Origin of the sequence: Paramylibacter kogurei (genome assembly GCF_002742285.1) — a bacterium.
Classification (GTDB): Bacteria; Pseudomonadota; Alphaproteobacteria; order Rhodobacterales; family Rhodobacteraceae; genus Amylibacter; species Amylibacter kogurei.
The window spans coordinates 1-22,597 of sequence record NZ_MDGM01000013.1 but is presented as its reverse complement, the minus strand read 5'-3'; the positions used below and the strand labels follow the sequence as shown (position 1 = coordinate 22,597).

Genomic DNA, 22,597 nt, shown 5'->3' with positions numbered 1-22,597 from the left:
TCCTCCCTAGTTGCGCACCACTGCGCCATCGTCCAACATTGATGTGATCCGCGCAAGGGTTTCTGGTGTTTTGGCCAATGTGATGAATGCCGCACGTTCACGATCATACATATCCTGTTCGCTGGCGTTGAGCGGTTCATCACCGTCAACATTCACCACGATTGTCGCAACCGTCATGGCCACGGTTTTATCATGGGGGAAAAACCATCCCTTTTTGATACCATCATCCATGAAATCCGACATTTTTTGTAAAATCGCCCGCCCCGGCAATTGGAATTCTGGTGGGGTTGGTGGTGTGTAACCATCGGCCATGTTTTGCAATTCATCCATGGCGCGTGCCACCAGTTTATCGCGGTTCATCACCGCATTATCGCGAGTGGGTAGGAAATATTGGTAACGGGCGGATGTTTCGGGGCTACTGCCCGTTTGGCTGTAACCGACTTGCATCCATGTTTCCCACGCGGCGCGTTCCCAATCACCCGTGGCCTGATACCAACGCCACATCGTGTCTTTCACACCGCCACCCGATGGGATCACGCCCACCGATGCCTCGACCAGCCCCAGCACACTATTGGAATGGGCGACCAATTTATCGCAATGCGCCAAAACCTCGTACCCGCCACCAAGGCCAAGACCTGATGGTGCGCCAATCACCGGTACGGGTGCGTATTTCAACGCTTTCACCGCCTGTTGGAAATCGTTCAAAAATGCATCAATACCATCCCAATCGGCGGCCTCGATCAATGTACGGAAATGGTTCAAATCAACGCCTGCGGAAAAATGTTGGGCATCGTTATGCACCAAAATACCCGCACCGTGGTTTTTCGCAGCCGCCGCCACGATTTCCATTGATGCACCCGTTAATGCATTGGCCTTGGAATGAAATTCAACCAAGCGCAAATCACCGTCCAGCTTAAACAGACTGGCCGATGCATTGCTGGCAATCGGTTCCATGGTTTGGCGCATCATTGAAAAACGGATGGTGCCATCTGGCAATGAAATCGGCGCATAGGCATGATCGGTTAGCGTTTTGAAAACCCGCACGTTTAATGTGCCATTCTCTGCGTGATAAAACGGGCCGAACTGTTGGGATGCGATGATCGTTGCGGGAATGTCCAATCCCGCCTCTGTCGCCAATTGTGCAACCATATCCGCGCCCAGCGCATCAATCATTTCAAACGGCCCACGGATCCAGTTGAAACCTAGCTTCATCGCATCATCAATGTCTTGCGGGCTGTGCGTCACCGTTGGGATCAAATCGGCGGCGTAACACAACACGCGTGCCAGAAATGAGTGGCAAAATTTGGTTTGCAGTGTTTCGTCAGGATTGCTGTCATCCAACAAATTATGCAGCGTTTCACGCCCCGCCAGCATATCATCGGCGGCGCGGATTGCCTTGGTCGGCAATTCATCAATGCGGGGGCGCAATTCGCCCGTTGCGATATCCATCGCCTGATTGCTATCAGCGCGATAAAACCCGCCGGCACCCTTGTTCCCCGTGAACCCGTTTGCAATCATGTCTTTGATGGTTGCGTGCATTGGGTTTTGTGGCCAGCCAACCGCATGTGCCACATCATCGGCGGGCAAGATCGCACCGAGCGTATCCACCACATCGGCCATCAAATCGACACCGATCATATCATAGAGGCCGAAAACACCCGTTTTCGGAATCCCCATCGGGCGCCCCATCAACGCATCGGCATGTTCAATCGGCAAACCCAATTTCGCCGCCTCGTCCATGCCGACCTGTAATGCAAACACGCCCACACGATTGCCAAGGAAACCGGGGGTGTCGTTACAGGGCACAACGCCCTTGCCCAAAACCTCGTCGTTATAGCGCGACAGGCGGTCCATCACATCGGGTGCGGTATCCGCACCGCGCACCAATTCCAACAGGCGCATATAACGCACAGGATTGAAATAATGGGTGATGGCGAAACGTTTGCGAAAATTCACATCCATATCTTCGACCAGCAAGGATATTGGAATGGTGGACGTGTTGGATGTGACCACACATGTATCGCTGATCACATCGTTCATGCGTTGATAAAGCGCCTTTTTCAACGGCAGGCGTTCAACAATCGCCTCGACAATCCAATCACATTCGGACAGGCGGTTAAAATCATCTTCGATATTGCCAATTTCAATCAGATCAGCGCGTGATTTATCCATCAATGCGGGGGGATCAGATTTTAACAACCGCTTGATGGCGTCGTTCCCCGCGCCATTGCGATCATCATCGCGGGGCAAATCCAGCAACAAGACCTTTTGCCCAGCATTGGCGATTTGCGCGGCGATGCCGCTGCCCATTGTGCCCGCACCAATCACGGCGATACGGTTGAAATCCAGTTGTGTCATGTGTTTAAAAATTCCCGCAATGCTTTGTTTACTTCGAACGGTTTTTCACCCGTTAACATATGCCCTGCATCGGGCAGCTCGATCAATTTTGCACCCTTGATCGCCGCGTGCATTTTGCGCCCCGCTTTGATCGGTGTCATCTTATCCTTACCCGCAAGGATACATAACGTCGGGCAGCCAATGCTTGCCGCGGCAGCCGCGCCATCGTGATAGGCCGCACAGGCCGACAGATCGGCAAATAATGCCCCCGCCACATTGCCGCGCATCACGGCAGAGCCGTAAATCATATGGCTTTGCCCGGGCATGGTGTGATCATGCATATGCCCATCGGGGCCATGCCCCCAATCCATCATCGCACCAATGGCGGCGTCTTGGTTGTTTTTGGCCATATCCAGCAATGCATCATTCACAGGGATCGCCAAACCCGATGCCATCAGCACCAATTTATCAACCCGCGCCGAATGACGCCGTGCCAATTCCATCGCGACAAGCGACCCTTGGGAATGGCCAATCACCGTGGCGGTTTTTACGCCAGCGGCATCCAGCACGGATGCATACCAATCGGCCATATCGGTGATGCTGGTCAAGGGTGCACCATCCGAATGCCCATGTGCGGGCATATCTGGCGTTAAAACATTCCAGCCCCGATTGGCCAAAAACCGCCCTTGCAAAACATAGGTCAGATGCGATTGACCAGAACCGTGGATAAACAACAGCACGTTTTCATCGGGGTTAAATTCCTGCCCCCCAGTGGAGACAAAAACATCATGATCATTGATTTTCAAATTCATGCTGCACCCCCTGCAACCTTGCCCGCAACACGCAATGCATTTTTGAAATCATCGATGATGTCATCGATGTCCTCTAACCCGACAGAAATGCGGATCATGTCTTCGCTAAGGCCTGCGTTTTTCATCGCCTCTGGTGTCAGATGCGAATGGGTTGTGGAACCGGGGTGAATGACCAGAGTTTTGGCATCCCCCACGTTTGCCAGATGCGATGCAAGCTCAACTGATTCAATGAACGCACGCCCTGCTTCGCGCCCACCTTTGATGCCACAGGCGATGATGGAACCAGCACCCTTGGGCATCAAACGCATGGCCACATCATGATCGGGATGATCGGGCAGATTTGGGTGTTTCACCCATGCCACCTGATCGTGGGATTGCAAAAATTCCAACATTTTGGCGGTGTTATTCATATGGCGTTCCATACGCATGCCAAGGGTTTCAATCCCTTGCAGCAAATGAAACGCGTTTGTTGGCGACAGACATGGGCCAACGTTATACATGCCCTCTGATCGCACCCTCATGCTAAACGCGGCGGGGCCGAATTCTTCCCACAGATTTACACCTTTGAATGCGTAATGTGCGGTTGTGAGCGTTGGGAAACGATCATTTTGACCCCAATCAAAATTACCGCCATCAATGATTGCACCGCCCAGCGCAATGCCATGCCCGCCCATCCATTTGGTCAGGGAATGAATAACAATATTTGCACCCTGATCAATGGGTTTTAATAACCACGGTGTGTTGAATGTGGCATCAACCACCAAGGGCACGCCTGCATCATTTGCAATCTTGGCCACGGCGGGCACGTCCATGACATCCATGCCCGGATTGCCAATCACCTCGCCAAAGACCATTTTGGTGTTTGGCTTGATCGCCGCCCCAATCGCAGCGGGATCATTGGGGGCGACAAATGTGGTTTCAATCCCATAACGCGACAGCGTGTGTTCAAACAGATTGATATTCGCACCATACATTTGGGATGATGAAACAATATGATCGCCAGCAGAGCACAATGCCAACACGGTCAAAAACAGCGCCGACATCCCCGACGCCACCGCCACCGCCGCAACACCGTTATCAAGCGCGGCAAGGCGTTGTTCCAACACCGCAACCGTTGGGTTGGTCAGGCGAGAATAGATATGGCCGCCGACCTCTAGGTTAAACAATGCGGATGCATGTTCGGTATCTTGGAACACATATGACGTTGTTTGGTGAATTGGCACAGCGCGTGAACCGTGGCGTGCGTCTGGGCTTTGGCCTGCGTGCAGGCTTAGCGTGTCAAATTTATATTTGCCGCTCATGAAATATCCTCCCGTTGCGATGTGAACCGCTTAATCGCGCGCATCCTGTTTTTTTCGCAAAGAAGTGTCAATCGGGGAATACCATTTCGGATTGCCAAAAAGATGATTTTAGAATTCAAAATAAGCAAATTTTAATTGCGGTGGGAAATTTTCACCGCTACGCATTTTGCAACTATCGGAGGGGATGATTATGACAGGTGCACCGATTTTTCCAACACGCCGCCTGCGCACGACACCATTCATGGATCGTGTGGTGGAAAACGGCGTTTCGGCCTTTACCATTTACAACCACATGTTTTTGCCTGTGGTTTATAATTCGCTGGAAGAGGACGCCGCGCATCTGAAACAATATGCCCAGATTTGGGATGTATCCGCCGAACGACAGGTGCAATTACACGGACCGGATGCACGCAAATTGGCGGTGATGATGTCAGCGCGCGATTTGACCAATGCACAACCGGGACGGTGTTATTACGCGCCCATCACCAACAAAGACGGTAAATTTATCAACGATCCAGTTGCATTGTGCTTGGCCAATGATTTGTTTTGGTTTTCCGTCGCTGACAGTGATTTGATCCATTGGGCCGCGGGTTTGGCAACTGGATTGGGGCTGGATGTGCAGGTGAGCGAGCCCGATGTTTCCCCGCTTGCGATCCAAGGGCCGATGGCAGAGGATTTAATGGCCGATGTGTTTGGTGAATCCATCCGCGATATTAAATTTTTCCGCTTTGCCCAATATGAATTTATGGGGCGCAAATTAAACATCGCGCGATCTGGTTGGTCTAAACAGGGTGGATTTGAAATTTATCTGGATGATTTTTCATTGGGCAATGATCTGTGGGATGCGATCTGGGCCAAGGGTGCGCCCTATAATTTGCGTGCAGGTTGCCCCAATTTAATCGAACGGGTCGAGGGCGGGTTGTTAAGCCTTGGTACCGATATGACATCGGATGATACCCCGCTCAACGCAGGTTTGGAAAAATTCATTTCGCTTGATAGCGGACATGATTTTATCGGCAAAGATGCGTTATTGGCGCAACGCGACGCAGGGGGCTATGCCCGCCTGAAAGGTTTGAAAATCAGTGGCGATGCCGCCCAACCCGTGTCAAACCCCGTGGATTGTTTCATTAATGGGGAAAAGGTTGGATTTATCACCACCGCGGTTTATTCCCCTGATTTCAAATGCAATCTGGCCTTTGCCATGTTGGATGTGGCGGCACAGGAAAACGGCACCACGGTTTTGGTGACATTGGATAATGTTCAGCGCGAAGCGGTTGTTTGTGACATTCCGTTTTTGCGCGAATAATTTGCAATTATTATATGCAATCATTAGGCGTATTGGCGTAACCAATTAAAGATTGCCCCCATGTCCGATACAATCAATCACATTCGCAACGCCATCACCAATAACATCAGCGGATTGGAACAATTTCAATCCGCGCTGGATGATACCACTCTTGCGAAATCCATCGCAGCCTCGCTTGATCTGATTTACAACATGAAGGGGCGATTGATCGTGGCCGGCATGGGCAAAAGCGGGCAAATCGCGCGTAAGTTGGCATCGACATTTGCATCCACAGGAACGCCTTCCTATTTTGTCCACCCCGCAGAGGCAAGCCATGGCGATCTGGGCATGATCCACGGTGATGACGTTTTGCTGTTGCTGTCTTGGTCGGGTGAAACACAAGAGCTATCGGACATTTTGGAATATTCCAAACGCTATTATGTGCCGATGATTGCGCTCACAGCCTCAAAAAATTCAACACTTGCTGATAAATCCGATATTGCGATTGTGCTGCCCAAAGTAACTGAATCTTGTCCGCACAACTTGGCGCCCACCACATCGGCCTTGGTACAATTGGCCGTGGGTGATGCGATGGCGGTGACATTGCTACGAATGAAGGGGTTTTCCACCGCTGCATTTCGCGAATTTCATCCAGGGGGCAAACTTGGCGCGGTGCTCACCCCTGTGGGTGAAATCATGCATACCCGTGATACGCTTCCCTTATGTGATCAATCCGCCCCCATCATTGATGTGCTGGGCAAAAGCAGTGAAAAATCATTTGGGGTTGTTGGGCTAACTGATGATGCTGGTGCGCTGGTTGGGATCATCACCGATGGCGATATTCGCCGCTATATCACCACCAAATCCGAAGGTTCGATGAAACAGGCGATGTGGGAAACGCAAGCGCATGAAATCATGACACGCGGGTCAATCTGTTTCACGTCCGATCAACTGTCCGCACATGCATTATACGTGTTGCAAGAAAACAAAATTTCCACGGCATTTGTATTGGATGGGGGCAAACCCGTTGGTTTGATCACCATGCTGCAATTGTTATCTGCGGGCGTGGCCTAGCGCGGGTTTCACGATCCTCACACTTGATCGGTATTGAAATACGCGCCATACAAAGATCATGAAAAAACTTTTCCGCATCCTGTTTGGCTTGGCTTTGATTGGTGCAATCACGGCTTGGTTCCTGTCGGCTCCGCAATATGTTGATACGGCGGATTTTGAAAACCTGTCGGGCGATGTGGCACGCGGTGAAATGGTTTTTGCCGCAGGTGGTTGCAATTCATGCCATGCAGCCCCTGATGCCAAGGGCGATGATAAAAACATCCTGTCAGGTGGCCAACATTTTGCATCCGATTTTGGCACGTTCATTGCGCCCAACATTTCACCTGATCCAAACGCGGGCATTGGAGATTGGGAACTGATTGATCTGGCAAATGCGATGCAACGTGGTGTGTCGCCAGATGGCAAACATTATTATCCCGCGTTTCCATTTACATCCTATGTGCGCATGGAACCCCAAGACATTGCCGATCTTTACGAATTTTTGAAAACCCTGCCCGTATCCGCCACGCCAAGTGCCGCGCATGATGTTGGGTTTCCATTCAACATTCGCCGCGGACTGGGATTGTGGAAATTCTTGTTTTTCAAATCAGATGCCGTCATGGAACCTAGCGACAATGCAGAAATCGCACGAGGCCAATATTTGGTCGAGGGTGCGGGACATTGCGCCGAATGCCACACGCCGCGCAACTTGATTGGCGGGTTACAGTTATCCAAATGGCTGTCGGGTGCACCAAACCCAGATGGCCCAGGGTTCATCCCCAATATTACCCAGCATGATGATGCGCTTGGCACATGGTCAGCAGGCGAAATCGCCGAATATCTTGCCACAGGTTTCACACCCGAATTTGATGTGGTTGGCGGATCAATGGGATCTGTTGTTGAAAATATGGCGAAACTGCCCGATACGGATCGCGCAGCGATTGCGGCGTATCTGAAATCGATGCCAGCACTCGAACGCAGCCAACCGCGCCAATAAGGATCATTCATGAAATATTCGGATTACGGCAAATGGACCGCGCGGGCGACGGCGTGGATTGAACGCTATTTTTCCACCCTGCCCGATCAACCCGTGCGCGCCCAAACCAGCGTTGGTGATATCGCCGCACGCTTGCCCCAATCGCCCCCTGATGCACCAGCTGATATGGATGTGATCATGGCGGATTTTGAACGGATTGTTCCCGATGGTTTAACCCATTGGCAGCACCCGCGATTTTTTGCGTATTTCCCCGCCAATGCTGCCCCCGCATCAATGATCGCTGAACAGCTCACCAATGCGATCGCGGCACAATGCATGTTATGGCAAACATCCCCCGCCGCGACCGAAGTAGAAACCGTTATGGTCGACTGGATGCGCCAAGCGCTTGGCTTGCGGGATGGATTTGTGGGCGTGATCCAAGACAGCGCATCATCCGCAACCCTGTCCGCCGTATTAACCATGCGCGAACGCGCACTCGATTTTCAGGGCAACACAACGGGGTTATCAAACACGCCCCGCTTGCGGATTTATACATCCGAACAGGTGCACACATCCGTGGACAAGGCCGCATGGGTTGCGGGCATCGGTCAGGATAATCTGGTGCGTATCCCAACAGATGAAAACCACGCCATGCGCGCCGATGCATTGCAGGATGCAATTGATGCGGATCGCGCGGCGGGTTACACCCCCGCAGGATTAATCATGTGCACGGGGGGCACATCCATTGGTGCCTGTGATCACCTGCCCCCGCTGATCAAAATCGCCAAGGCCGAAGGGTTATACACCCATCTGGATGCTGCATGGGCGGGATCGGCCATGATTTGTCCCGAGCTTCGCCATATCTGGGCGGGTGTCGATGATTGCGACAGCATCGTTTTCAATCCGCATAAATGGCTGGGTGCGCAATTTGATTGTTCGATTCAGTTTCTGTCCGACCCAGCGCCACAGCTTAAAACCATGGGCATTCGCCCCAGTTTTCTAGAAACCCAAGGCGCGGATGAGGTGACGAATTACAACGAATGGACGGTGCCGTTGGGACGGCGTTTTCGTGCATTGAAAATCTGGTTCCTGATCCGCGCATATGGGCTGGACGGGTTGCGTACACGTATTCGCAACCATATCAAATGGGCGGAAATGTTGGCGGATAAATTGCGCAATGAGCCAGACTTTACCATCACAACCGATTGTCGGTTTTCCCTGTTCACATTCCAATATACGCCCACAGGTGGCGATGCAGATACCGCCACGGCGGCATTGCTGGAACGCATCAATGATGACGGGCGGATATATCTGACCCAAACCAAACATGACGGCAAATTTTGCATCCGTTTCCAAGCGGGGCAATTCGATTGCACGCGCGACGATGTGATGCTTGCGTATGATGTGATCGTGGAACTGGCGCGGGGTTAATCCCAAGATTTAACCGTCAACACCTCTGGGGATAAAGGTATCACAAAAATTATCGACGCTCAGATCATCAAGCGATGTGTCATGCAAAATGATGCGGTTGCCATCAATTGTTGTGACGACATTTGCGCCACGCTCAAACGCGTTTTCCATAAATAAATCAAACGCCTGTTGGGCTGTAATTGTTTCATAGCTGATATCATAATCAAAGGCGACGCAGTCCTCATCGACGTTGAAATCCTTTATCCGGACATCGTAATCGCCAGCATCACGTGTAAACAAAAACCTGTCAGCATCTGCACCACCAAAGATATTACAGGTGCCTTCGTCGATCAAAAAATCATCGCTCCCCTCGCCGCCAAGTATGCGAACGTCTTCGCCATTTTCAAGATATATGGTATCATCGGCACCGCCACCATAGACAACGCCATTGCTGCTGGTTGTTATTCCGACAAGCTCACCATCGATGTATTCAGCATAAGAATTGATATAGATGAAATCCGCTACGTCGCCACCAGCAATGCGAAAATCATCACAACCAGCTACGCCTGTTTCATTGTGAGGGGTGAATGGCTCTGGCAAGGCTCCGCCGCCTGTGGAGATGTAAACATCCGAAGATAAGCTCACACCGATCGAATCTCGACCATCACCACCAAGAATGCGGATACTCTCAGAATCAATGACGGAAAGGAAAGAAGAATTCTCGCCAATTTTTATGCGTGTTTCTGCCACATCTTCTATCCGAACATGTAAAGGCGTGTTCATGAAAATATTGCTGTTCACGCCGCCAATAAGACCAAAATTAATTATCCCGTCTGCACCTGCATCCATTCTTAATTGAACGCCATTTGCATCGCCTAAATCAAACGGCGCAGCTGCACTAAAATCACCGTAAACCGAAAGCGATGCATTTTCGTTTTGCGCGAGCCACAGATAGGGATAATTTTCCAATTCATCCAAATGATCGCCGATTTCGACACTTAGATTTGTTGCACGCCACGCAGGCGCAGTGATACCGTCGATTTCAGAATATCCAATCACCCGTGTGATCATTCCCGATATCGGCATGCCAAATTCATCATAGGTAAAATCGCCAAAATATCGATAAAGGCCATCTGGGGTTTCGTAATATGTAATCAACAGTTTATCCTTTTGAATTTATGAATGCTTTGCCTTAACCAATCGGCCCTGAATCGTAGAAATTATCAACGCTCAGATCATCAAGCGATGTGTCGTGCAGCACGATTTGATTACCATTAAAGGTGGTAATAACATTGGCGCCGCGTTCAAATGCATTTTCCATGAACAGATCATATGCGGCCTGTGCGCTGATGGCGGGGCCATCGGATTCATAAAATACAACGACGTCTTCGGTTTCATCGAAATCTTTGATGTGTACGGAATAATTGCTGTCATTCATGTTGAACTGAAAATAATCTGCATCTGCGCCACCAAATATATTTGCACTGCCCTCAGCGATGACAAATTGGTCGCGACCATCACCGCCAAAAATACGAATGTCATCGCCATCAATCAAGCTGACCATGTCGTCGCCATCACCACCGAAAACAACCCCGTTGGTGCTTGCGTTTGTCGGGATTTCCTCGTCGTCCACGTATTCGTAATCGGCATCTATATAGATGAAATCAATTTCATCTCCGCCAACAATGCGAAAATCATCACAACCAAACACGCCTGTTTGGTTTAACGGAGTTGAGCCACCATCTGTGGTGGCCGACCCTGTCGAAATGTAAACATCAGAGGAGGACGCCACCCGAATTTGGTCTTGGCCATCACTACCCAATATGCGGATACCCTGACCATCACTTGCCTGAACGTATGAATCACCGTCGCCAAGTTTAATGCGTGTATCATTAAATTCCCGAACAAAAATACTGTCAGTACCGTTTGCAATAATGTTGGTTCCAACGCCGCCATCAATCAAAAACTCACCCGTTCCATCCAATTTGAAACGCACATCACTTGTTTCACCAAGGTCAAAGCCAAACAGCGAAACACTAAAGTCAATAACCGAAAGCGATGCCCCATCGTTTTGTGCGAGCCAGAACTGAGGATCGTTTTCCAATTCATCTAAATGATCACCGATTTCGACACTTAGATTTGTCGCACGCCACACAGGCGAAGTGATACCGTCGATTTCAGAATATCCAATCACACGAGTGATCATTCCCGACACTGGTACGCCAAATTCATCATAAACAAATTCACCATAATATCGGTGCAGACCATCTGGGGTTTCGTAAAAATCTGGCATATTCTATTTCCTAATTGACTTTGAGAGGATTGAAATTAAATGAAAATCGCAGGATGTATTCGTTGATTTATCCTGCTTCTATCGGCGCTCCAAAAATAAAATTATCGACATCAATATCATTCATTGAAGTATCATGCAGAACGATACGATTATCCTCAATGCGCACGATCACATCGCCGCCACGTTGCACCGCATTTTCCAAGAACAGATCATAGGCTTCCTGTGCATTATAAAACCCACCGCCAGGTGAATAGAACGAAAGATAATCAGCGTTTGCGTCAAAATCTCTGATGCGTGTTGAAAAATCTTGGGCGCCTAAAATGAATTGAAAATGATCGTCGCCTGATCCGCCGAAAAGTTTGTCTGTTCCCCCGCTGATGGCAAAATCGTCATTGCCATCACCGCCATAGATACGGTTGCCTTCGCCCTCGGTCCAAATATTGTCGTCACCGTCGCGTGTAAAGACAACTCCGTTTTCGGTTGCCCGCGTTACAGGATCGCCATTTGCGTCCGTATCTTCATAATCTACCAAATATACATTTTCGGTATCACCGCTACCGTTCACGCGAAAATCATCTACGCCGCGCAGGCTCACAACGGCAAAGTTGGATGATCCTTCGCCCTGTGCGCCCAAGCCCGTGGATACATAGACATCGGTGCTGTCATAGACCAAAACATATTCACGCATATCCCCGCCATGTATCCGCACATTGTCGGATTCTTGTACAGAAACCAGATCAACACCGTTTTGGATCCGTACCAAACTGTCCTGAAGTTTGTTGCCGGTAAAACTTTCTATATTTTCCAATGTCACCACGCTGTCCATCGCGCGATTAATGATTGCACGATCGACGGTATCAAAACTTGTATCAACGCCAATCGTATATGCGTGATCCAAGTATATTGTTTCATCTGCATTGTTAAAAAATGACAGTGAAGCGTCTTGTGTGCGCGATAAATAAAAATACGGTACGTTTTGGGTAATTCCCGGCGTATCCGCAATATCAAAGGAGATATCGGTAATGCGTGAAACCGATTGTCGATTTCCACCATCGACAGAATATCCAATGACCCGTGTCAAAATTCCTGACACTGGCAAGCCGTCATCGTCATAGACAAAATCACCATAAAAGCGAAAACTACCATCGGGGGTGTCGTAAAATGCGGCCATGATTTAATACTCTCTTTTACTATGTTATGTTGCGTTATCCTATTGTCATTATTGTATTTTTTAGAAACTACGTTTGGGCGATTACCCCTCGGGGAGTTCTTTCACATATTCAAACGGAACCCCTGGTGTATCCTTTGCCACGCGAATGACAAGCGAGGTTTTCACCGATGCCACATTGGGTGCGGCCGTCAATTCTGCGGTCAAGAATGTTTGGAATGTGGACAGGTCGGGTGCCACGCATTTGAGGATAAAATCAATCTCGCCATTGAGCATATGACATTCGCGCACCAAGGGCCAAGATTGACATTTTTCCACGAATAGCGCGAGGTCGGGTTCGGCCTGTGAATTCAACCCCACCATTGCAAAAACTTGCACGTCAAATCCCAGTGATTTTGCGTCAACAAAGGCGTGGTAATTTTTGATAAAACCAGCCTCTTCCAAGGCACGAACACGGCGCAAACAGGGTGGCGCGGAAATGCCGATACGGCTGGCCAATTCCACGTTGGTCATACGCCCATCGGCCTGAAGCTCTGCCATTATTTTGCGATCAATATTGTCTAAACGATGCCCAGTCATCTGTGCCCCCATGTTTTGGAAACCATAACCCAATCCACCCGCTCAGCGCAAGAATATTTCACATTTGGGTAATGATCTAAGCCAACAGCCCTGTGGGACAACCGTCGGACATATGGCGGACATGCGGGAGACAGGTGGCGGACACCTTTTGCATGATACGATTTGCAAATGTCGTGATTATTGAACGGTCAGCGCGGATATTATTCCACAAACCAATCCCAACATTCATCCCAAATTTTTTCGCGCCCTTTGCGAAATGCGCCGTCATGGCCGATGTGGGATTGATCGTAATCTGACGGGGAACGGCGCAGAATTTTGTGTGGTGCGTTTGAATAACAGGCAAGGATCGCGGCGGATGATTTTTCTGTGGCGACGGGATCATCGGAAAATACCCATGTTTGCATCGGGGCTGTGACATCCGCGTAATGCTGTGGGTTCATCAATGAATTATATTCGCTGGAAAAATAAGCTTTGCGATGGCTCCAACGGCGCCATGTTTTGAATAGTTTGGGTGGGAGCGCCCCACCACGCCAACCCAATATGGGTTTTACATAGCCGTAAATCGCAAGCGAAATTGTACCAATCCCCCACCAGAAATACATTTCGGTCATACGATAGGATTTGTGGTGATGTCCAAAATATCCAGTGCCAACCGATACAAACGCATGGCGTTTGATCGCCCCGTGATTGGGCATAAGCCCGATGAAATGGCCGCCCACACTATGGGCCAGATGCATAATAGGCAAATCGGGTGCCTGATCCGCCAAACAATCAAGTGCGGCGGGTTGATCAAAACGCCCCCAGTCGGGGTAATCAATGGATGAATTCGCAAGATCATCAGGGGCAGAACCACCAATGCCGCGATAATCATAGGTCAGCACAACCGCGCCCTTGCCCGCCAAATGACGTGCGGCATTGCGATAAAACTGTTGTGGAAATCCTGTGCCCGCCGACAGAAGAATGGCAATCGTTGGATTTTCGCCGCGATAAATTGTGCCTGCAAGTGACACACCATCGCTTGTTTGAATCTTGCGTTCTTGTGTTTCAACGTTTTGCATGACCAACCCATCGTTTGATAGCGATGATGCGATTAAATGATGCTCTGGTTCAAAATGCACCCATAACGTTGGGTTAAACGCCATTTGAAATAAATTTCAGTTTTTTTCAAAAATTTTGAAACTTTTCCCGCCCGACCCCCGTGGATGCAATACAGCCCGCAAAAATGACGGGCCTTGGGATTAGGAAAGGAATTGAATTATGACACAATTTAAATCAATGACATTGGGCATGATCGCTGCGACCGCAATCGGGACAACTGCATTTGCAGGTCATCACATGATGGGCGTCAAAGGCGTTGACCAAGATGTATCGGGTGGCACGGTTGTTGCCGATGAAATCATGGCAGAAGCCAACGGCTGGTTGGTGGTTCACCGCACCGATGCGGAAATGAAACCTGGCCCCGTGATCGGCTATGCCCCGCTTGGCAAAGGTAAAAACACCGATGTGAAAGCAATTTTGCAAGAGCCAGTGAAATCCGGCGAAATGATGATGTTGATGTTGCACGGTGAAGAAGGCGGCATGAAAACAGGCATCTTTGAATATACATTGGGCGCCAAAGAAGACGGCCCAATCAAGGTTGACGGCAAATTGGTAATGAGTGTTGTGACTGCCAAGTAAATTTATCTGTACCCCCTATAGATAAACACGTCAGGAACTGGGCTGCTTCCCCCAAAGCAGCCCAGTTTTTCGTTGTAAACAGCCCCACACCGCCATGTGATCATACGATTTTGCATAACGGGTATTCGTACCTTTCCCTTACGGTTTGGCGTGGCTATATATTCCCAAACGATTTACGTAAGGGATTCCGAATTATGGCTGATACACGTCACACCAAACTACTTATCATTGGATCAGGCCCTGCGGGTTATACCGCTGGCGTTTATGGCAGCCGTGCCATGTTGAAACCCATTTTGGTACAAGGCATCGAACCTGGTGGTCAGCTAACCACCACAACCGAGGTTGAAAACTGGCCCGGTGACACAGAGGTCCAAGGCCCCGATTTGATGATCCGCATGGAAGCCCATGCCAAGGCAATGGGAACAGAAATTATCGGCGATATTATCAATGATCTGGATCTGTCCAAACGCCCCTTTACCGCCAAAGGCGATAGCGGCACGACATATACCGCCGATGCGGTGATCTTGGCCACAGGTGCGCGGGCAAAATGGCTTGGCCTTGAAACCGAAGAAAAATTCAAAGGTTTTGGCGTGTCTGCCTGTGCGACATGTGATGGTTTTTTCTATCGCGATCAGGAAATTGTGGTTATCGGTGGCGGCAATACCGCCGTGGAAGAAGCATTATTCCTGACCAATTTTGCATCCAAGGTCACATTGGTACATCGCCGAGATGAATTGCGCGCGGAAAAAATTCTGATTGATCGCTTGGAAAAGAACCCCAAGATCGAACCATTGTGGTTTCATGAATTGGTCGAAGTGACCGGCACAGATATGCCATTGGGCGTAGAAGGCATCAAAGTGAAACACACCAAAACGGGTGAAATCACCGAAATTCCTTGTAAGGGTGTGTTTGTGGCCATCGGTCATGCGCCGGCCAATGAATTGGTCAAGGACACGCTTGAAACCCATATGGGTGGCTATGTTGTAACCAAACCTGACAGCACCGAAACCAGCATCCCTGGTGTGTTTGCCGCAGGTGATTTGACCGATCACAAATACCGCCAAGCGGTGACCTCTGCGGGTATGGGTTGTATGGCCGCACTGGAAGCCGAGCGTTTCTTGGCTGGTGAAGAATAATTTCCAACACTGTGGCGTGAAGGCGCAACTTTGTTCTCAAATGCATGTGATAACTTGTAATTTGCAGAACAAACTGTATGTCAGGCCACAGATTTCAACTCTTTATTGTAGAGACACAAAATGACCGCTGAAAACCTGTTGCCAGTACCCGAACTTTACGCACCGTTCGACCAAGCCGATGCATTAAAATTGGAGGCGAGTGATCTTGTATCTTGGGATTTGACACCGCGCCAGATTTGCGACCTTGAATTATTAATGAATGGCGGTTTTTACCCGTTGCAAGGTTTCTTGGGCCAAGATGATTACAACGGTGTTGTTGACAACATGCGTCTGGCCGACGGCACATTGTGGCCAATGCCAATCACATTGGATGTGAAACAGGAATTTGCCGATGCGTTGAAAAAGGGGCAAAAAATTGCTCTGCGCGACCAAGAAGGCGTGATTTTGGCGACATTGGATGTATCTGACATCTATGCCCCAGACAAAGCCAAAGAAGCGGAAAAAGTTTTTGGTGCAGATGACATCGCACATCCGGCGGTAAATTATCTGCATAACACCGCGGGTGAGGTTTATCTGGGTGGTAAAATCACCGGCATTCAGCCAGCAGTACATTATGATTTCCGCGCGCGTCGCGATAGCCCGAATGAATTGCGCGCCTATTTTCGCAAAATGGGTTGGCGCCGTGTGGTTGCATTTCAAACCCGCAACCCATTGCACCGCGCACACCAAGAATTGACATTCCGCGCCGCAAAAGAAGCCCAAGCAAACCTGTTGATCCACCCTGTTGTTGGCCTGACCAAACCAGGTGACATTGATCATTTCACCCGCGTGCGCTGTTACGAGGCGGTTTTGGATCAATATCCATCATCCACCACATCCATGTCATTGTTGAACCTTGCCATGCGTATGGCCGGCCCTCGCGAGGCGGTTTGGCACGGTTTGATCCGTAAAAACCACGGCTGTACACATTTCATCGTTGGCCGCGATCATGCAGGCCCAGGAAAAAACAGCCAAGGCGAAGATTTTTATGGTCCCTATGATGCACAGGATCTGTTCCGTGAACATCAAGAGGAAATGGGCATCGAAATGGTTGATTTCAAACATATGGTGTATGTGCAGGAACGCGCACAATACGAACCAAATGATGAAATCGAAGATCGTGACAACGTGACCATCCTGAATATTTCAGGCACAGAATTGCGCCGCCGTTTGAACGAAGGTTTGGAAATCCCTGAATGGTTCTCTTTCCCAACGGTTGTTGAAGAATTGCGCAAATCGCGCCCTGCACGTGCAAACCAAGGGTTTACCGTGTTCTTCACTGGTTTCTCTGGTTCTGGCAAATCCACCATTGCGAATGCGTTGATGGTGAAATTGATGGAAATGGGCGGTCGCCCTGTGACATTGCTGGATGGTGATTTGGTGCGTAAAAACCTGTCGTCCGAACTTGGGTTTAGCAAAGAGCACCGCGATTTGAACATTCGTCGTATTGGCTATGTTGCATCTGAAATCACCAAAAACGGTGGCATCGCAATCTGTGCACCGATCGCGCCATATGCAACCACGCGCCGCGCAGTGCGTGAAGACGTAGAGGCACATGGTGCATTTATCGAAGTCCACGTTGCAACATCCATCGAGGAATGCGAACGCCGCGATCGCAAGGGCCTGTATAAACTGGCACGCGAGGGCAAGATCAAAGAATTCACAGGTATTTCAGACCCTTACGATGTGCCTGAAAATCCAGAGCTTTCTGTGGAAACGGAAAATGTTGATGTGGATAACTGTGCCCATCAGGTGATTTTGAAACTGGAAAGCATGGGATTGATCAAAGGATAAATTGGTCAACATCCGCTGAATTTAAGCCATCCCACAAATTGGGATGGCTTTTCTTTTGTTGCGACATATACTGTGGCGGTAACACGGAATAAATTTGCCCAATGCCAACAAAAACCCGCACAACCGAACGCATCCTAGATGTTTTTGAGGCCGTGATGTTATCAGGCCCGATATCCTTGAACGAGCTGAGCGCGAACACGGGCATTCCGCGCAGTTCGGCCCATCGCGCGGCCCAAGTATTGGAACGCAAAGGCTGGATCAGGCCCCGCTTGTTTGATCATGCATATCAAGTTACATCATTGTTCTCACGTGAATTTATTGCAGTTGAATCAGCGCATCGTATTGTTGAACGCGTTGGCCCATCCATAAAATCCTTTGTCAGCGAATATGACCTAGATGCCGAAATTGGTATTTTCAGCGAGATCGGGATTTTCGATACGTTGGATAAAACCGAACGCTCTTACGATTTGGACACGCATCAGTCATTGGTTATGTCACCACTGGCGTTAATGGCACAGCTTATCTTGCCACCAGAATTATTAGTGCGGCATTTGGATGCCTATCTTCAACGGGCAAATACGGGTGAGCGCAACGAAATTACCACCGGTCAACATCGTCTGACATTGACTGAATTACGCAAACAAGGACCAATGGCAATTTCGCCCTATTTCGCGTTTCCGTTCAATGATCGCGACAAACATTATGGCGCAATTGTTTTTAAACAAAAGCCATCCGTAAAACCCCAAGATCACATTTTATCGCGCATTGCACCAAAGTTTGGCGCGACTTTGGATCACCTAGGGTTAACAACCTATCCTTTTGGACTAGATCGTTAACTCATTTTTAACCAATTTATGCATTTTTCACATTTTTTTGGGAAAAAGTTTAGACGTTGCGATGCCAAACATGGCAACAACATGCCCAAACCGTGATATTTTAAAATAAACGTTTAAAAACAATATGATGGAATTTTTTTTATTGTCACAATTGAACACAACTCTTGAAAATTTTTTTGAATAACAATCCAAAAACCAGCAAACTTTCGCCATCGCTATCGTATTGGTTGCAGAAAACCGCGTATCAAAACCCAAGCAATACCAAGTTTGTCCCGATTAATGGGATGATTGGGTTGCACGTGTGTTTTTGAACCCTTATTTCACCTGCAAGGCGGCGAAACCGAGGGGCTTTCGGATTCTGTACGCGTTTAAGAATGTTTTTAGGTGGAGAGTAATTAAATGGCTGACGGTACAGTAACAGGCACATCCGGTAACGATACAATAACAACCGGCTCAGGTTTTTCAGATTTTAACGGCGATTCAATTGACAGCCTTGATAACAATCAGGGTCAAACGGCGCTGCAACGTATTTCTTGGGATAACCAAGGCAACGATGAACAAGATTTCACAACGCTAACCGCCACAACAGGTACGACACAAGTCACCGTTACCGTTACACCTGGCGCAAACTTCAGCGAAGCCTCCATCGAAAACGGTGATCAGCTTTATAATTATAACGGTGCTGATGATAACTCTTCGATCCACCTACAAGGTGGTGGCGGTTTTGGCTCCGATACTGCAACGCTGACCTTCGATTTTTCCACCACCGATGCAGCGAGCACCACAGGCGAAGTCAACAACGTTGTTTTCGGCTTGTTCGACATGGATTCATTCGCAAATCAGTTTACGGATGAAGTAGAAATCCACGCCTATGACGCCGATGGAAACGAAGTACCGATCGTTTTCACAGGCGGTACACTCGTCGATCCAAATACAGTTTCAGGATCTGGTACCGATGCGCAAGGAACAGAAGCATCCGATTTCGAAGCCTTCGTCATGGTGGAAATCGCAGGACCCGTTGCGCAAATCGTTCTAGATTACCGTAACTCCGACCCATTGTTTGGCAACGCTGCCATTCGTGTTGGTGATCTGGAATTCAACGCGGTCACTCCAGGTGACAACCAGGATGACGTGCGCGCAGGCGACGGTGATGACACGGTTGATACAGGTCTGGATGACGACACCGCATATGGTGAAGCAGGCGATGATACATTGTCTGGTGGTGCGGGTAATGACACGCTTTATGGTGGCGCCGATAACGATACATTGCTAACGGATTCTGGCAATGACACACTTGATGGTGGCCAAGGCGACGATACATTTGTTGTGGCTGATGGCTTTGGCACAGACACAATCGTTGGTGGTGAAGACGCTGGCGACACTGATACAGATGTGTTGGACCTGTCTGGTCTGAGCAACGGTGCAGACGTTACATATACAGGTAACGAAGCCGGCACAGTTTCCAACAATGGCGATACGGCGACATTCTCCGAAATCGAAGAAATTATCCTGACAGATCAAGATGATACACTTGACGGTTCTGCCAGCACCGACGGTATTTCCGTTGTGGGTGGCGAAGGTAACGATCAAATTACAACGGGTTCTGGAAACGATGTGATCGACACCAGCAACCAAAACGACCCAGATTACGATGGTATCGACGATGCAACAGACGATCTGGACACCGTTTTTGCAGGCGCTGGCGACGACAGCATCTTTACCGGTGATGATGCGGATAGCATTGATGGCGGTGCAGGCAATGACACGATTGATGGTGGCATCGATGATGACACGATCAGCGGTGGCGCGGGCAACGACAGCATCATTGGTGGCGACGGCAATGATGAAATCGACGGTGGTTTGGGCGACGATACAATCGATGCAGGCGATAGCCTGAACCCAGCGACCGATGATGTTGATGCGGACCCATCTGATGATCTGGACACTGTCTTTGGCGGTGACGGCAATGACACAATCACAACAGGTGACGACGCTGACACGGTTTATGGCGGCGACGGCAATGATGTGATCGATGCGGGCATTGATGACGACAGCGTTGAAGGCGGCGCAGGTGATGACAGCATCATCGGTGGCCACGGCAATGACGTGATCGATGGCGGTCTGGGCGATGACACAATCGACGCAGGCGATAGCTTGAACCCAGCAACCGACGATGTTGATGCGGACCCATCTGATGATCTGGACACCGTTATTGGTGGTGCCGGTAACGACACAATCACAACCGGTGATGACGCCGATAGCATTGATGGTGGCACAGGCAACGATGTGATCGATGCAGGTATTGACGATGATATCGTGAATGCAGGCGACGGTGATGACAGCGTGATCGGTGGCCATGGTAATGATCTGATCGACGGTGGTGCTGGCAACGATACAATCGATGCAGGCGATAGTTTGAACCCAGCAACCGATGATGTTGATGCGGACCCATCCGATGATCTGGACACTGTCTTTGGTGGCACAGGTGATGATAGCATCGCAACCGGTGATGACGCCGATACAATTGATGGCGGCACAGGTAATGACACCATTGATGGTGGCATTGATGACGATAGCATCGCTGGTGGCGACGGTGACGACAATATCATCGGCGGCCATGGTAATGACCTGATCGAAGGTGGCGCTGGTGATGACATCATCAATTCCACAGGACCAGAGGCATCCAACCTACCCGACGCAACCGATCCAAATCCAAACGATGATCTGGACACAGTATTTGGCGGCGACGGCAACGATGTGATCTTTACCGGCGATGATGCAGATAGCATCGATGGCGGTGCAGGCTCTGACACAATCGACGGTGGCATCGACAATGATACCATCGACGGTGGTGCCGGCAACGACAGCCTGATCGGTGGCGCTGGCGAAGACACAATCGACGGTGGCGATGGTTCCGATACAATCGATGGCGGCGAAGGTGCTGACGTTCTGTTCGGCGGTGGCAATGACGATGATATCGTTGTTGGCGCGGGCGACACGGCCTTTGGTGGCGACGGCGATGATGTGTTCATTTTGGACACAAGCGATGCGGTTGATGGATCAACATTCGATATCTTCGGTGGCGAAGGTGACGAAGGTGGGGTTGATCCAACCAATGGTGGTGACGGCGATACGCTTGATCTGTCCAGCTTTGGTGTAACCTCTGCTGATGTTGTCTTGTCAAATGACGATGACGCCAATGGCGGCTTCTCTGGTGTGGCAACGATCACTGATCCGGGCACTGGTGATGTTTACACTGTGAACTTTGACGCGATTGAAAACCTGATCCTGGCCCCCGATGGCACGGTACAGGGTACATCTGGCGATGATGTGATCGACAACACTTATGTTGATCCATTTGACGGCGAGCAAATCGACAATAACGATGGCACAGGCCCAACTGGCGACGAAGACATCGTCAATGCGGGTGACGGCGACGATAGCGTGCTGGCTGGCGATGAAAACGACACCATCTATGGTGGTGACGGGAATGATACGCTGGACGGTGGCGCGGGTAACGACGTGATCGATTCAACAGATGGCTCTGGCCCTGGTGTTCCTGATGGCACACCTGGTGAGGATCCAAATGATGATCTGGACACTGTAACCGGTGGTCTGGGCGATGACAGCATCTTTACTGGTGATGACGCCGATAGCATTGATGGTGGTGCTGGCAATGACACGATTGATGGTGGCATCGATGATGACACGATCAGCGGTGGTGCTGGCAATGACAGCATCATTGGTGGCGACGGCAATGATGAAATCGACGGTGGTTTGGGCGACGATACAATCGACGCAGGCGATAGCTTGAACCCAGCAACCGATGATGTTGATGCGGACCCATCTGATGATCTGGACACTGTCTTTGGCGGTGACGGCAATGACACAATCACAACAG

General features: G+C 49.7%; 17 protein-coding genes. 9 read left to right on the top strand and 8 right to left on the bottom strand.

Going from position 1 to position 22,597, the window contains the following annotated elements; genetic code table 11:
* Nucleotides 1-6: 6 nt before the first annotated feature.
* The 3 genes from BFP76_RS12045 to BFP76_RS12035 are packed head-to-tail and all read right to left on the bottom strand — an operon-like array spanning nucleotide 7 to nucleotide 4,450.
* On the bottom strand, nucleotides 7-2,358 hold the full coding sequence (locus tag BFP76_RS12045; protein WP_099594167.1) for a 3-hydroxyacyl-CoA dehydrogenase NAD-binding domain-containing protein: 2,352 nt from the start codon (nucleotides 2,356-2,358) through the stop codon (nucleotides 7-9).
* On the bottom strand, nucleotides 2,355-3,149 hold the full coding sequence (locus BFP76_RS12040; protein ID WP_099594165.1) for an alpha/beta fold hydrolase: 795 nt from the start codon (nucleotides 3,147-3,149) through the stop codon (nucleotides 2,355-2,357). Before BFP76_RS12040 ends, BFP76_RS12045 begins: the two co-directional genes overlap by 4 nt.
* Complete coding sequence (locus tag BFP76_RS12035) at nucleotides 3,146-4,450, bottom strand: O-acetylhomoserine aminocarboxypropyltransferase (RefSeq protein WP_099594164.1); 1,305 nt, start codon at nucleotides 4,448-4,450, stop codon at nucleotides 3,146-3,148. The genes BFP76_RS12040 and BFP76_RS12035 overlap by 4 nt, the downstream gene beginning before the upstream one ends.
* A gap of 190 nt (nucleotides 4,451-4,640) precedes the next feature.
* Between BFP76_RS12035 and BFP76_RS12030 the strand changes: the two genes are divergently transcribed.
* The 4 genes from BFP76_RS12030 to BFP76_RS12015 are packed head-to-tail and all read left to right on the top strand — an operon-like array spanning nucleotide 4,641 to nucleotide 9,195.
* Nucleotides 4,641-5,756: a dimethylsulfoniopropionate demethylase gene (locus tag BFP76_RS12030; RefSeq protein ID WP_099594162.1), complete on the top strand. Its 1,116-nt coding sequence runs from the start codon at nucleotides 4,641-4,643 to the stop codon at nucleotides 5,754-5,756.
* A 60-nt stretch (nucleotides 5,757-5,816) separates the two neighbouring features.
* Nucleotides 5,817-6,809 (top strand): KpsF/GutQ family sugar-phosphate isomerase, encoded by a 993-nt coding sequence (locus BFP76_RS12025; protein WP_099594160.1) that lies wholly within the window; start codon nucleotides 5,817-5,819, stop codon nucleotides 6,807-6,809.
* A gap of 58 nt (nucleotides 6,810-6,867) precedes the next feature.
* Nucleotides 6,868-7,785, top strand: a complete 918-nt coding sequence (locus tag BFP76_RS12020) for a c-type cytochrome (protein WP_099594159.1) — start codon at nucleotides 6,868-6,870, stop codon at nucleotides 7,783-7,785.
* A 9-nt stretch (nucleotides 7,786-7,794) separates the two neighbouring features.
* Complete coding sequence (locus BFP76_RS12015) at nucleotides 7,795-9,195, top strand: pyridoxal phosphate-dependent decarboxylase family protein (RefSeq protein WP_099594157.1); 1,401 nt, start codon at nucleotides 7,795-7,797, stop codon at nucleotides 9,193-9,195.
* 9 nt (nucleotides 9,196-9,204) lie between these two features.
* Here the strand turns inward: BFP76_RS12015 and BFP76_RS12010 are convergent, their stop codons facing one another.
* The 5 genes from BFP76_RS12010 to BFP76_RS11990 all read right to left on the bottom strand — a co-directional run bounded on the left by BFP76_RS12010 (nucleotide 9,205) and on the right by BFP76_RS11990 (nucleotide 14,356).
* Nucleotides 9,205-10,152: a hypothetical protein gene (locus BFP76_RS12010; protein ID WP_133117433.1), complete on the bottom strand. Its 948-nt coding sequence runs from the start codon at nucleotides 10,150-10,152 to the stop codon at nucleotides 9,205-9,207.
* Between the two features lie 214 nt (nucleotides 10,153-10,366).
* The gene (locus tag BFP76_RS12005; protein WP_099594153.1) at nucleotides 10,367-11,467 is read right to left on the bottom strand and encodes a hypothetical protein; all 1,101 of its coding nucleotides are present in this window, start codon (nucleotides 11,465-11,467) and stop codon (nucleotides 10,367-10,369) included.
* 67 nt (nucleotides 11,468-11,534) lie between these two features.
* On the bottom strand, nucleotides 11,535-12,638 hold the full coding sequence (locus tag BFP76_RS12000) for a hypothetical protein (protein ID WP_099594151.1): 1,104 nt from the start codon (nucleotides 12,636-12,638) through the stop codon (nucleotides 11,535-11,537).
* 81 nt (nucleotides 12,639-12,719) lie between these two features.
* Nucleotides 12,720-13,214 carry an Lrp/AsnC family transcriptional regulator gene (locus BFP76_RS11995; RefSeq protein ID WP_099594310.1) on the bottom strand — a complete coding sequence of 165 codons (495 nt, stop codon included), beginning with the start codon at nucleotides 13,212-13,214 and terminating at the stop codon, nucleotides 12,720-12,722.
* Nucleotides 13,215-13,414: 200 nt separating this feature from the next.
* Nucleotides 13,415-14,356: an alpha/beta hydrolase family protein gene (locus tag BFP76_RS11990; protein WP_240514051.1), complete on the bottom strand. Its 942-nt coding sequence runs from the start codon at nucleotides 14,354-14,356 to the stop codon at nucleotides 13,415-13,417.
* Nucleotides 14,357-14,471: 115 nt separating this feature from the next.
* Here BFP76_RS11990 and BFP76_RS11985 point away from each other — a divergent pair, with 115 nt between their 5' ends.
* The 5 genes from BFP76_RS11985 to BFP76_RS14790 form a co-directional block, all read left to right on the top strand.
* Complete coding sequence (locus tag BFP76_RS11985) at nucleotides 14,472-14,891, top strand: DUF7282 domain-containing protein (RefSeq protein ID WP_099594149.1); 420 nt, start codon at nucleotides 14,472-14,474, stop codon at nucleotides 14,889-14,891.
* A gap of 194 nt (nucleotides 14,892-15,085) precedes the next feature.
* The gene (trxB, locus tag BFP76_RS11980) at nucleotides 15,086-16,027 is read left to right on the top strand and encodes a thioredoxin-disulfide reductase (RefSeq protein WP_099594147.1); all 942 of its coding nucleotides are present in this window, start codon (nucleotides 15,086-15,088) and stop codon (nucleotides 16,025-16,027) included.
* 120 nt (nucleotides 16,028-16,147) lie between these two features.
* Nucleotides 16,148-17,860: a bifunctional sulfate adenylyltransferase/adenylylsulfate kinase gene (locus BFP76_RS11975; protein WP_099594145.1), complete on the top strand. Its 1,713-nt coding sequence runs from the start codon at nucleotides 16,148-16,150 to the stop codon at nucleotides 17,858-17,860.
* A 101-nt stretch (nucleotides 17,861-17,961) separates the two neighbouring features.
* Nucleotides 17,962-18,696: a helix-turn-helix domain-containing protein gene (locus tag BFP76_RS11970; RefSeq protein ID WP_099594143.1), complete on the top strand. Its 735-nt coding sequence runs from the start codon at nucleotides 17,962-17,964 to the stop codon at nucleotides 18,694-18,696.
* A 399-nt stretch (nucleotides 18,697-19,095) separates the two neighbouring features.
* A partial coding sequence (locus BFP76_RS14790; protein WP_099594139.1) for a beta strand repeat-containing protein occupies nucleotides 19,096-22,597 on the top strand: 3,502 nt, incomplete at its 3' end.